This is a genomic window from Streptococcus sp. 5004, assembly GCF_013276755.1.
In the GTDB taxonomy this organism is placed as follows: domain Bacteria; phylum Bacillota; class Bacilli; order Lactobacillales; family Streptococcaceae; genus Streptococcus.
The window spans coordinates 1-13,803 of record NZ_VMLP01000001.1; the positions used below are offsets into that span (position 1 = coordinate 1).

Annotated in this window: 5 protein-coding genes and 1 pseudogene; all 6 read right to left on the minus strand. The window is 38.1% G+C overall.

What is annotated here, in order from left to right:
• Positions 1-218: 218 nt before the first annotated feature.
• Positions 219-1,388: a DUF1542 domain-containing protein gene (locus HT685_RS10315; protein ID WP_345789529.1), complete on the minus strand. Its 1,170-nt coding sequence runs from the start codon at positions 1,386-1,388 to the stop codon at positions 219-221.
• Positions 1,371-9,071 (minus strand): annotated as a pseudogene (locus HT685_RS00005) (DUF1542 domain-containing protein); the annotation flags it as partial. The pseudogene HT685_RS00005 and the gene HT685_RS10315, both read right to left, overlap by 18 nt.
• Before the next feature lie 559 nt (positions 9,072-9,630).
• Positions 9,631-11,595 (minus strand): peptide ABC transporter substrate-binding protein, encoded by a 1,965-nt coding sequence (locus HT685_RS00010; protein WP_173226013.1) that lies wholly within the window; start codon positions 11,593-11,595, stop codon positions 9,631-9,633.
• A gap of 138 nt (positions 11,596-11,733) precedes the next feature.
• A complete protein-coding gene (gene rpmH, locus HT685_RS00015; RefSeq protein WP_000831905.1) occupies positions 11,734-11,868 on the minus strand; it encodes a 50S ribosomal protein L34 in 135 nt (44 codons plus the stop codon).
• A 154-nt stretch (positions 11,869-12,022) separates the two neighbouring features.
• Complete coding sequence (locus tag HT685_RS00020) at positions 12,023-13,237, minus strand: pyridoxal phosphate-dependent aminotransferase (protein ID WP_173278892.1); 1,215 nt, start codon at positions 13,235-13,237, stop codon at positions 12,023-12,025.
• Positions 13,238-13,393: 156 nt separating this feature from the next.
• On the minus strand, positions 13,394-13,696 hold the full coding sequence (locus HT685_RS00025; RefSeq protein WP_173278893.1) for a hypothetical protein: 303 nt from the start codon (positions 13,694-13,696) through the stop codon (positions 13,394-13,396).
• Between the last annotated feature and the right edge of the window lie 107 nt (positions 13,697-13,803).

Below are 13,803 nucleotides of genomic sequence, written 5' to 3' on the forward strand. Positions count from 1 at the left end.
ACTCTTCGAAAATCAAATTCAAACCGTGTCAACGTCGCCTTGCCGTACTCAAGTACAGCCTACGGCTAGTTTCCTAGTTTGCTCTTTGATTTTCATTGAGTATAAAGTATGTGATTATCTTGGGTTCTCTCTTCTCTCACCCATCACTAGGATTGATGACTTCTCCAAATCCCCCTTATAATCTAACTTTAAGTAGAGAATAGAATGTTCTAGCTGTCCTATTTTCTACGTCTAGCCTTTCTTCCTAGCAAAGCAAAACCACTTGTTGCCGCCACTAGACCAAGACTAGCAAGTGCTGCACTTGATGCTGAACCTGTGTTAGGTAATTGTTTGCCAGCAGGTGACTGGTAGGTAACATCTTGCATTGTTCCTGCAGTTGCTTGCGGTGCACTTGTTGCCTGAGGAGCAGCATTAGGAGCCACTGGTCTCTTAGGAACTGTAACCATGGCAATGGCTTGCACTCCAATCGTTTCTGCTTCCTTCACATCTTCCACAGTTTCCGCATTTTCAATTTCTTTGAGAGCTGCTTGTTTTTCTGCTTCCACTCTTGCTAAAAGTTCTGCTTTTTCTTTATCAGAAAGCGGTGCGCCTTTGATTTCATCCTGCTTGTCCTTGGCAGCTTTTTCAATGGCATTTTTAGCTGATTCTTTTTCAGTAGCTAATTGCTTAGAAGCTTGTGATTGAGCTGGGTTTTGTGAACCTGTATTAGCTTGTCCGCCTGCCTGGCTACCACCGCCTGCATTCGCATTAGCATCTGAGCTTCCAGTATTGCCTCCATTATCTCCACCTGGTGTAGTTTCTGGCTTATACTCTGGTGTAGCTTCTTGAGTTACAGATTCACCTTTCGCAGATTGTTGAACTGTATCTTTCCCTAGAATCGTCACTACTGAACCATCTGGGAATGTGATTGTTGCTGTACCATCTCCAGCTACATTGATTGTCGCTCCGTCTAATGCTGAACCATTTGCTTGTAAAATAGCAACCTTAACTTTTTCTTTTTCTTCATCTGTTAAATGAGTTATATCTTTTACATCTACTCTTTGAGCAGGCGCTTTAACAGTTGATTTTTCAGCAGTCAGTTTAGTGCTATCTTGTGCTTTTGGATCTTGTGCTACCAATTGATTTCCTGGAATTGTAATAGCTGAACCATCTTTAAAGACGATTGTCGCTGTGCCATCTCCAGCTACTTCAACTTTAACATCGCTTCCGAATCCATTTGCATCTACTACAGCTTTTTTAACAGCTTCTTTTTCTGCATCTGTTAATCTTGTAGCTTCTGCTACTTTTGTAGGGTTAGCTGGGATGATTACTTTTGTCTTCTCTGCGATTGTTGGTTGCTCTTGTGTTGAAGTTTCCTCTTTTTGAACTACTAGACTGGTTCCTGGAATTGTATTGACTGAACCATCTGAGTATGTCAATGTCGCTGTTCCGTCTTTAGATACCTTAACATCTGTAGCAGTTGGATTTGCTTGTTTCACTTTCGTAGCTACTGCAGCTTGTTCCTCAGGTGTTAAGCTATGAGCATTCCCGACTTCTGTAGTTGCTGGCACCACTGCTGGATTTTGCGTGGCTTGTGTTGCAGCTTCATTGTCAGTATCTTTGGCTACTACTAGACTGGTTCCTGGAATTGTGTTTACTGAACCATCTCCATATGTTAGCGTTGCTGTTCCATCTTTAGATACCTTAACATCTGTCGCCGCTGGATTTGCTTCTTTGACCTTAGCTGCTACAGTATCTTGCTCCGCCTGTGTCAAGTTGTGAGTATTTTCAACAGGTACAAAGTTTCCTGGAACTTGCGCTGGGTTCTTCTCTGCATCTGTCTGAACTTTTGGAGTTTCTTGTTTACTTCCTTTTTCAACAAGTTTATCCCCTGTTATTGTATCTACAGATTTATCTGGATAGGTGATGACTACTGTTCCATCAGGTCTTACTTCTACTGTAGTTCCTGCTGGGAAGTTGTTCGCTTCCTCAACCGCTTTTTTAACCGCAGCTTGTTCTCCTGGTGTTAACTTAGTAGTGTTTCCTACTTGTGTTTTTCCTGGAATAACTGGCTCGGTTCTTGACGCGATTGTTCCTGTCTCTTTGTTAGCTGGCGCTACTAATTTATCTTTAGAAATCGTATCGCTTGAACCATCTTTATATGTGATAACAGCTGTTCCATCTGGTTTTACTTCTACTGTTGTTCCATCTGGGAATGTGTTAGCTCCTTCGATGTTTTGACGAACTTGTTCTCTTTCTTCATCTGAAAGTTTTGCTGGATTTTCCACTTCCACTTTGTTTTCAGGAACTTTCGGATCGAATTTAGATGCAATAGAGCCATCTGGTTGAACTTCATTTATCTTATGAATACCAGCTTCTTTCGCCGCGTTGATTTCATCTTTAGATTGAGCTTTGTTGATGTCTTCAATCGCTTTGTCTTTGGCCTTATTGATTTCTTCGATAGCTTTGGCTTTCGCTTCGTCTGATAAATCTTTATTGTTCTTGATTTCGTTAATGCGTTTTTGAGCTTCTTCTAGTATTTCAGCTTTTGCTTTCGCTTTTTCTTCATCAAGGTTTGTTACATCTGGTTTCTTAACTTCTGCATCAGCTTTTGGATCATATTTTTCAATATTTTCTTTTGCTTGATCTGCAATTTGTTTAGCTGTTCCTGCTGATGATGCTTGGTCAATAGCTTTATTAGCATCTTCTTTGGCTTTATTGATTTCTTTTTCAGCTTTTTGTTTTTGATCTTCTGTTAAGTCTTTATTGTTCTTGATTTCTTCAAGTTTTTTCTTAGCAGCTTCTTCTACTTGTTTTTTAGCAGCTTCTTTCGCCTTAGCAAGATCATTATCTTTATCAGCTGTGCCTAAAGAATCAACTACTTCAACCGGTACTTTTACAGTTACTTTGCTACCATCCGCTAGGGTTACTTCCACCTCTGCTTCTTTAATTCCCGCTTCTGTTGTAGTTGGTTTAAAAGTGATTTTCGCTGTTAGTCCATCAGCTAGTGCTAATTGTTTTAGGATGTCTTCGTCAGTTAAGCCTTTACCTTTTTCTACAGTTACTTTTCCGGATACTAAAGCAGTTTGTAAGTCTAACTCTGGTTTGAAGATACTTGTTGATTGCCCTTTAGCAGTTTGTACTACTACATCTTCTTTCGGTAGATTTCCGTTTGGAGTCTCAACATTTCCTTGATCATCAACCTTGACATCGTCCTTGTTTAAGCCTGGATTTGCTTCAACAATAGCTTTCTTAACATCTTCTTTTTCTTTGTCTGTTAAGTTATTCGAATCTTTAACTCCTACAGGTGTGACAGGTTTCTTCAAAGCTGGTGTTACTACATCTTTTGCTGGTAAATTACCTTGTGGTGTTTCAACATTACCTTGACCATCAACCTTAACATCATCCTTGTTTAAGCCTGGATTTGCAGCTACAACAGCATCCTTAACAGCGTCTTTTTCTGCTTCTGTTAAGTTTTTAGGATCTTTAACTTCTACAGGTGTAACAGGTTTCTTCAAGGCTGGTGTTACAACTTCTCCTGCTAGTAAATTACCTCTTGGCGTTTCAACATTGCCTTGATCATCAACCTTGACATCGTCCTTGTTTAAGCCTGGATTTGCAGTTACAACAGCATCCTTAACAGCGTCTTTTTCTGCATCTGTTAAGTTATGGACATCTTTAACAGGGACAAGATTTGTCGGTTTTTTCAAGGCTGGTGTCACTACATCCTCTGCTGGTAAGTTGCCTTTTGGTGTTTCAACATTGCCTTGATCATCAACCTTAATATCTTTATCTGTTAAACCTGGATTATTTTTAATAATCTCTTCTACAATCTTAGATTTCTCTGGTTCTGTCAGTTTAGATGGGTTGACAACTTCAACTGGGGTTGTTGGTTTCTTCAAGGTAGAAGTTACTACATCTTTTGCTGGTAAGTTACCTTGTGGTGTTGTGACATTTCCTTGATCGTCAACTTTGACTTTATCTTCAGTTAAACCTGGATTTGCCTCTACAACAGCTTTCTTAACGGCTTCTTTTTCTTTAACTGTTAGGCTATTTGGATTTTCTACTTCAACAAGTTTATTTGGTTTATTTAAGACTGTTGTGACAACATCTTCTTTTGGTAGATTTCCTTTTGGAGTTTTAACATTTCCTTGGTTATCTACTGTAACATCACCTTTGTTTAAACCTGGATTTGCAGCTGCGACAGCATCCTTAATGTCCTCTTTTTCTTTTTCTGTTAAAGCATTAGGATTTCCAACTACAACTGGTGTTGTTGGTTTGTTCAGGGCTGGAGTTACTACATCTTTTGCAAGTAATTTATCACCATTCTTAGTTGTTACATTACCTTTGTCATCGACTGTAATATCATCTTTGTTTAGACCAGGATTTGCGTTGGCTACAGCTTCTTTCACTTTTTCCTTTTCATCATTTGTTAAATGATTTGGATCAGCTACTACGACTGGTGTCGCTGGTTTGTTTAATGCTTGAACAACAACTTTTTCTGCTTCCAAGTAACCTTTAGGAGAAGCTACATCTCCCTTATCACTCACATAGACTTCAGATTCTTCTAGTTGAGGGTTAGTCGCCACAATCGCTTTTTTAACAGCTTCTTTCTCTTCATCTGTTAAATGATTGACATCTGTAACCTTAACCTTTTCTTTTGGTGGAGTTAACTTTCTCTTAGCTGTTTCTGTAATATCTTGTGGAGTATGAACAGCAGCAATTTCTTGTCTACCTTTTTCTGTGGCTGACGCTATAGCTTCTGGTGAAGTTGCATTATTGATGTTTTCTTCGTGTTTTGCTTTCAGTTCATCAACTTGTTTCTTCAATGCTTCTTTTTCTTTTTTAGATAATGCATTGTCTTCATCAATTTCAGCTTTTTCAGCATCTGCAGCTTTTGTTAGGTCAGCTTTCGCTTTTTCCTGATCAGTTGCTTTTCTTACAGGTACTTCGATTTCATCTTTTGATCCGTCACCATAAGTAACTTCTACTACAACTACTTTCTTACCTTCATTTGCACCTGTTCCTTCCACAATTTCTCCATCATTTTTGACTTGTTTGTCTGTCGGTTGTGGTTGGTCTTTTGGTACTTCTACAGCATCTGTAATAGCTTTTTTATCTGCTTCTGCTACTTTAGGAGCGTTAGATGGGTCAACACTTACTGGAACTCCTCCTGCTTCAGTTACTGAATCTTTTACATTTGGAGTTGCTTGCTCAGCATTAGTTTTATGAACAGCATCAATTGCTTTCTTACCTGCTTCTGTTGCTTTCGCTACTTCATCAGTTGTTCCAGCTTTATCGATGTTAGACTCTGCAGCTTTCTTAGCTTCATCGACTTTTGCTTTTTCAGCTTTCTTCTGATCTTCTGTTAAGGTCTTGTCTGATTCGATTTCTGCTTTTTCTTTGTTAGCTGCTTCTGTTAAGTCAGATTTCGCTTGCTCTTTGGCTTTGTCTAACTCTGTTTGGTGAACTTCAGCAATTGCTTTCTTACCGTCTTCTGTTGCTTTTGTTACATCTTCTGGCGTTGTCGCTTTATCGATATTTTTTTCTTGTTCTTCCTTAACTTTATCAACTTTGTCTTTTTCAGTTTTCTTTTGATCTTCTGTTAAGTTTTTGTCTGCTTCAATTTCTGCTTTTTCTTTGTTAGCTGCTGCTGTTAAGTCAGATTTCGCTTGTTCTTTAGCTTTGTCTAATGCTTTTTCTGCTTCAGTTTTCGCTTCTACAGTCTTAGATGCAGGCAGTTCATTTTGTGATTTGTCAGAGTACGTTACAGTTACTTTCCCTGTATTGTCTACTGAAATTTGATCATCAGTTAAATTTGTGTTTGCTTTCTTAACTGCTGCTTTAACGGCTGCTTTTTCATCTTCTGATAAATTAGCAATATTATTAACTTTTACTTTTTCTGGATCATTTAGTGGAGATTTTGCAGCATCAGTTCCTTCTACTGGAACTTCAACTGTTCTTGTAATACCATCGTGAGTGACTGTTACTGGAACAACTGTCTTACCACCTTTTTCTGCAATTTTTCCATATTCTACAGTATAAGTAGCATCTAACTCTTTACCGTTTGCAGTTACTTTCTCTTTTACAGTCGGTTGGTCTTTTTCAGACAATGAGTCTCCTGCTTTTGGTACAACAGAGATTTTCGCTGCTCCATCTTTCACTGCTAAAGTGAAGTCTTCTGCTTTACCTGATAAAGCTAAACGCGCTTGTTTTAATGTATTAAGAGCATCATCCACTTCTGGTTGAGTAGCATCTTGCTTGTCATACACTTTTTGAGCATTTGCTAAAGCATCATCATAAGCTTTTTTCTTAGCGGCATCTGTCTCTTTAGCATAAGCTGGTGATTTTTTAACCGCATCATCTGTGTTCAAGTCAAGTTCTGCTTTCAAAGCATCTTTAGATACAGGAACAGCAACTTTTTCACCTGTAAGAGCTTCTATAGCTTTTGCTAAATTGTCAATTAAAGTAGCTACTTCTGATGTGCCAGCTGCATTTTCTGGCTCAGCTGTTGTTTTATCAGCTACTTTTGAAGCGGCATCTTTTGCTGTGTTAAAAGCATCTTTCTTATCTTGAGTTGCTGTATTATATTTTTCAGATCCTTTAACTTCTTTAGCTTTTTCTACTAATTTTTGTAGAGAATCCATCTTAGAATCTAAACCTTGAGCAATTGACACAATATTATCTACTTCAGCTTTGTTCCCTGCAGCATCAACTTGTGTTTTCAATTCTGCTTTTTGTGCAGCATTTAAGTGTTCAAGCGCATCAATTTTTGCTTTTGCTGTATCACGATACGCTTTTACTTCCGCATCCTTCACAATATCTTCCAATTGATCTCTTGTTGTTGCTGCATCAATTTGTTTCTTATACTCATCTCTTTGAGCATCTGTTAGACCAGGAACTTGATCAATTTTCTTCTTATACTCATCTTTTAAAGCATCAGTTTTAGCTTTTTCAGCATCATGAGTTTTTTTAGATTTTTGATTTAGCGCATCTTCAATTACTTTAGCAATTGCTTCCTGTGTAGTAGCATTTTGAATTTGTTCTTTATACTGAGCTGCTGTTGGTTTTTCTAAATATCCTGCTTGCCCACCATTTTTATCGATTTCATCAATGATCGCTTTTGCTTTTTCTTTTGTTTTTTCTAATGCTTTGTCTAAAATTTTATCAACAAGACCTTTTGTATGTTCAATAGGAGTAGCAGTTCCTTCAGTTGGGTCTGTCATTACTACTGCCGATACTTGATCTACTAGTTCTTTTTTCTCTGCTGTTGTTAAGTAAGGATTGTTATTAATTTTTTCCTTCACTTCACGTTTTTTAGTTTCTAATGCTTTCTCATTTTCACTATTTTTAGCAACAGCTTCTTCTACAACAGCATTGACACTTTCTTGAGTCGTTTTATCTTTTAATTTTTCTTTAAATGCTTGTTTTTCTTTTGGAGATAAATAATTTAAATTATCAATTGCCGCTTCAGCATCCTTTTTAGCTAAATCTAGCGCACTAGTTCCTTCTTTATAATAAAGGTCTGAAGTTGGGATAGTGTATACTCCAGAGTATCCTGCATCTCTTGATAACATGACAGTAGAACTGTTTGGTTTAAACCCTATATGTGTTCCTATATTTTTGGCATTTGCTGTATTATCATCATAGGCAAACCATTTATTTCCCTTGTCATCCTGAAGTATTCCACCCTCGAAATCAAGGTCGCTTTTACCACTGTGATACTGTAAATTCTCTACTCCGATTCCATTTGCTTTTAAAAATGATTTGATAGCTGCTTTCTTTTCTTCTTCAGTTATTTGATCCATATTTTTCACAGGTACTGGAGCAATGTCATACTCATATCCATTACCCTGTCTATGCGTGTTTGTTTCTGTCACTTTATAAACAAGCGATGTACCTGGAATAACATCTCTACTATTATCAGAATAAATAATTGTTGCTGTTCCATCATCATCTATAAGAATTGATTCTGTTTTGTCTTCACTTTTAAGGTTTTCTATTAATTTATTCTTCCCTGTTCTTGCTACTGAAGTTACATTTTCTTTATTTGCACTCCAAATTCTATCTCTAACAATATTTTTTTCTTTCTCTGTTAATTTATTTGGATTTCCTACTGTAGCACGAGTTGGTGTTGATGGTTCAAAAATTTCATTTAATTTATATAGACTTGGAACTGGTGCTAATACAGTTTTGTAATGTTGCATCATTCGAGCAATCCCAACCCTAAAACCTGCTCCAAATTCTAAAGTACTACGATCATTACCGAAAGTTGGATCGGCAACTTCATATACAGCTGTTATCGTAGCTCTTTCAATTCCTCCACGTTCCCAATCGACATACATCGTTTTTGTGTTTGTACGGAAGTTCTCATAAATAGCTTGTTCATATGGATCATCTGAGATTCTATCCCCAATATGGTACCAAAACTTATTCGCAAAACTTCCGCTATATTCTCGGTAAGATTCACCTGTTGTTTCATTATAAGATTCCCACTTAGTATCATTACCGTGGAAATCAGGTGTTGTATAAGCTCTATTGATGTCATCTTCTGTTTGGAAACGTGAATTAATCGAATTTGATAACGAACCGAATTTTTTATTTTTATTCCAGCTTTCCATTACATAAACTGGACGTCCATCATTTTTCTTTAATGTAATTTCTTTAGGTTCTTTTAATCCTATCGGTGTTGTAAACCAGAAACGTGGACGGTGTCCTCCAAATCCAGTTACACTACTTCCATCAGCTCCACCGTTATAAGTATAAGTTACTTTAACAATTGGATTTTCGCGAGTGTATTGTGACCAGTCTACATCGATTCCAATTTCTTTATCTACATTTACTTTTGATCCAATTTGAATACCGTCTGCACTTTCAGGAGTTTCTCCAGAATTAGAATATAACGATACAATACCGTCTTCCCCATTTAATTGTTTAAATGCCGCATCTACAATATTCGGATTTACAGCAGCCCCAACTAAAGATGCCCCTATCAAACACGACGCTGCTCCAAAACTAAACTTTCTAATCGAAAACTTTTCTACACGCTGCCACATTTGCTTAGAGCGTTTCTGAGTTCTCTTATACTTCATTCTTTGATCTCCATTTTTTATTTTTATTTCTTCTTATTCAAAAACTAATACACTATAATACAATTTTATTATAATATATCTACTTTAGGCAATAAGAATACACGTACATTATATCATAAAGTCCCCCCCCCGTCCACTTTTAGCCTAATTTTTACTTTAATTAAAATATATAGAAATTTACCCTATTTGCTATCGTTTTGTCACTAATCCCTTATACAGATTTATAAATTTTAATTGATTCTCATTCAAAAACATAAAATAAGTCATTCTAGGTATCTGAAGCCCTATCCCCCTCCACTTACTTCATCACAAAACAAAGAAAAGACCCTACCAGAACCAAAAGCGTCTGGTAAGGCCTTTTTCTGAAACCAGTCACTATGCTTATACTCAATGAAAATCAAAGAGCAAACTAGAAAGCTAGCCGCAGGCTGCTCAAAGCACTGCTTTGAGGTCGTAGATGAAACTGACGAAGTCAGTAACATACCTACGGCAAGGCGACGCTGACGTGGTTTGAATTTGATTTTCGAAGAGTATTAACTAAAAAGCATGACTAGCAATGTTATTGAATATGGTTAGCTAAATCTTCCTGAGCTTTTTTATTTGACTCAGCTTTTTCTTTTAGCCATTTATCATAGAGTTCCTGGTACTGTTTAGCAGTTACCGGCTCTTTTTGCAGTTCAACATATTTGTAGTTATCAGCATCTCCCTTATGACCAACGAATGAGAAGGCTCCTGTGAACGGTACAGTCTTACGGAAGATTGGATTAGCGCCACCACTTTGAACCGGTAGGAAGAGGGCGCTGTCAGTCAACCAAGCTTGGACTTCAGCAAATTTTTCATAACGAGCCTGAGTATTTTCAACTTCGCTATCTGCTTCATCTAGTAACTTTTTATAAGCAGAAAGTCCAATTTTTTCTTTTACTTCATTATCTTTTCCAGCAGTTAACCCAATATTATTAAGCTGTGAACCTGACTCTGGATCCAAGAGATCAAGATAAGTTTTCGGATCTGAGTAATCTCCGCTCCAACCTGAAATATCAATGTCATAGTCCTTTTGTTCAGCTGTATCTGCAAAGAATGTAGCTTGATCCTTCTCGTCTGGAGAAAGTTGAATTACGTCAATCACAACGTTGTCCGCCCCAAGGGTTTCTTCCACTGTCTGCTTAAAGGAACTTGCTTGTTGCACATCTAACTTGGCCGTCTGGTCAACCGGCATATCCAAATGAATTGGGAAGGTCACGCCTTCTGCTTGCAAGGTTTCTTTAGCTTTAGCAAATGCTGCCTTGGCTTTTTCAGCATTCAAAAAGGCAGGTTGTGCATCATTCAAATTGATATTCGACCACTCTGTACCATAGTTAATAATCTTTTCATTGACAACATCTCCAAAGTTTTTACCACCGATTTGGACAAAATCACTTGGGATAAGCGTGTTACGCAAGATACGGTCTGCTCCATCTTCACCATTTGTCTGCGCTGCATAAGCATGACGGTCAAAGGCAAAGTTGACAGCCTGACGGAAATTCTTATTTTGCATGGCTGCAAGTGAATCTGTCTTTTCTTTATCAGACTGTTTCATGGTCTGCTTGTAGCTTTGACGATTAACGTTAAAAAGATAATAGAAGGTAATTGAGTTTTGTGGTGTGTAGGTGATTTTGTCCTCATTCCCTTTTTTCAACTGATTAAACACTGAACTTGTCGGGAAGATACGACCGTCCGAGTAGTTCCCTTCCAAAAATCCTCTCGCTAAACTATCTTGATCAGAACCGTCAAAGAAAGAGAGCTTCACTTTCTCAATTTTTACATTGTCCTTATCCCAGTAATTAGGGTTTTTATCAAATTCAATCAAAGATTTTGATGAGAAAGATTTAAACAAGTAAGGACCATTTGACAAGATACTGGATGGTGTTACACTTCCAAAGTCATCTCCCTTAGATTTCAAAAAAGCTTCATTTACAGGACTCAAAATACCCCCAGTAGTCTTAGAATTCCAGTAAGATTCCGGCTTATTCAAAGTATATTGAAGAGTATAGTCATCCACTGCTTTAACACCAACAGTCTCAAAGTCAGATGTTTCCCCCTCAACGTACTCTGCGAGGCCCTTGATAGAGTCTTGAACCAAGTACAAGTTTTCAGCCTTTTTATCAGCTGCATACTTGAGACCTGTCACAAAGTCATGAGCCGTTACATCCGCATACTCTTCGCCCTCTGAAGTGTACCATTTCGCCCCCTGACGGATTTTATAAGTGTAGGTCAAACCATCTTTTGACACCGTCCATGACTCAGCCATAGACGGAATGAGATTACCATACTTATCATTTTCTAACAAGCCATCAATCAAGTTAGTCGTAATACTAGAAGTTGAACCACGTGTTGAAGTAATGTAGTCCAAGGTATCAGGATTACTAGTAAATACATAAGAGTAGGTTTTCTCAGCATTACTTGATTGGGAAGACCCACATGCCGCTAGAGCTAGACCTGCTGTCAAAGCCATAGCTCCAAAAAGCATAACTTTTGATTTCTTCATGATTATTCTCCATTTTTTACAGTATGTGAAATATTATACACCATTTGAGCAAAAATATAAAGCCTTTTTGAACTTTTTTACAAAAATAAAAATCAGTAGACTCGAGTTCCTACTGATTTTTGTTATGGTTCGTTTGGATTATGCAGCCAAAACTTTGCGTCCTTTACGACGACGAGCTGCCAATACGCGACGACCGTTTTTAGTTGACATACGGTTACGGAATCCGTGTTTGCGCGCACGACGAAGTTTACTTGGTTGATAAGTACGTTTCACGATGAATACCTCCTCATAGATTTTGTATTCGTTTAGCCGGCTATAAAGTGATCAGTTACTAAACATACTTTACTATTCTATCTGATTCTTTCACTTTTGTCAATAGCTCAAGGCAAATGTTTACTGCTTTTTGGCGCTTTTTCGAATGTAAGCCCTATCTACGATACTGTTTCAAGAAACGAGTCATCTTTTCTTGGATTTGGGCTAACTCATCAACACGAGGAAGGTAAACGATACGGAAGTGGTCTGGTTCCTTCCAGTTAAAGCCGCGACCATGAACCAATAGAACCTTTTCCTGCTTCAAGAAATCAAGGACAAACTGCTCATCATCATCGATACGGTACATATTGCGGTCGATTTTAGGGAAGATATAGAGTCCAGCCTTGGGTTTAACAGCAGAGAGACCTGGAATCTCTTTAATGGCATTATAAATGAAATTTCTTTGCTCGTAAATTCGTCCACCAGGAAGGAGCAATTCATCGACTGATTGGTGACCACCCAAGGAAGTTTGTACGACTTGTTGAGCCAAAACGTTAGAGCAAAGGCGCATATTGGAAAGCATATTGAGCCCTTCTATATAGCCTTTAACATGTGCCTTAGGACCAGACAAGACCATCCAACCTACACGGAAACCAGCGATACGGTGAGATTTTGATAGACCATTCATGCTGACACAGAAGACATCTGGTGCCAAGCTCGCCACAGGCGTATGCACATGCCCATCCATTACCATGCGGTCGTAAATTTCATCCGCAAAGATAATCAAATCGTTTTGACGGGCAATCTCAATAATCTCCAGCAAGAGTTCCTTCGGATAAAGGGCTCCAGTTGGGTTATTTGGATTGATAAGGACGATTGCCTTGGTATTGGAAGTAATTTTTGACTTGATATCGTCAATATCTGGGTACCATTCTGCAGCTTCATCACAGATATAGTGAACGGCATTTCCCCCAGCTAGGCTGACAGCCGCTGTCCAAAGAGGATAGTCTGGCATAGGCACCAAGACCTCATCTCCATTGTCCAAAAGCCCCTGCATGGACATGACAATCAATTCACTAACACCATTTCCAAGGTAGATATCATCAATATCTACGTTTGGGAATTTCTTCAATTGGCAATACTGCATGATAGCCTTACGGGCTGAGAAAATCCCTTTGGAGTCAGAATATCCTTCACTATCACGCGCATTCATAATCAAGTCATGAATGACCTCGTCTGGCGCTGTAAAGCCAAATTCTGCTGGATTTCCTGTATTCAGACGTAAAATCTTTTCTCCGTTTGCTCGCATCCGCATGGCTTCTTCCAAAACAGGACCACGGATATCATAAGCAACATGCTCTAACTTACTAGACTTGTTATATTCTTTCATCTTGTTTCCTCAATTCATCGAGATAGTAACATTATACCACTAGAAAGGGATTGCGACAAGTTTACTGAAATGTGTTATTAAAATCCTACAGAAGAAAAACCTCACTAAAAGCGAGGTCAAGACAGGGGAGATAGCAGGTATTTTGCGAAAGTCACATCACATACCAAAAGATAAACCTAGAAAAAGCAAGCCTAAAAAGGAGTCATAAAGAAGATTGAACATGAGGAAAAGTCCCCATATCATCAAGTAATCCCAACGCCCACTTCGTTTAGCGACTAGGAATAATACCAAATGGTAGAGTAAATGAAAGACTACAAAGCCGATAAACCCTGGATAAAGAAGCGGTACCAGACTCTCTAATTGCCAGATCATGATAACTTCTAGCAAGACTGAAACTAGGATGATTCCATAATAAAGGAAATTTGAATTTTTTGTTTCTTGAAAAGAGTGCTTCATCATTCTCCCCCCTCACTTCTTTCCTGCTATCCTTTCTTTTATTTTATCATATATTTATATAGATTTTAAGCGCTAATATTCTTTTGAAAAATACTTTTTTTGCTTTACTT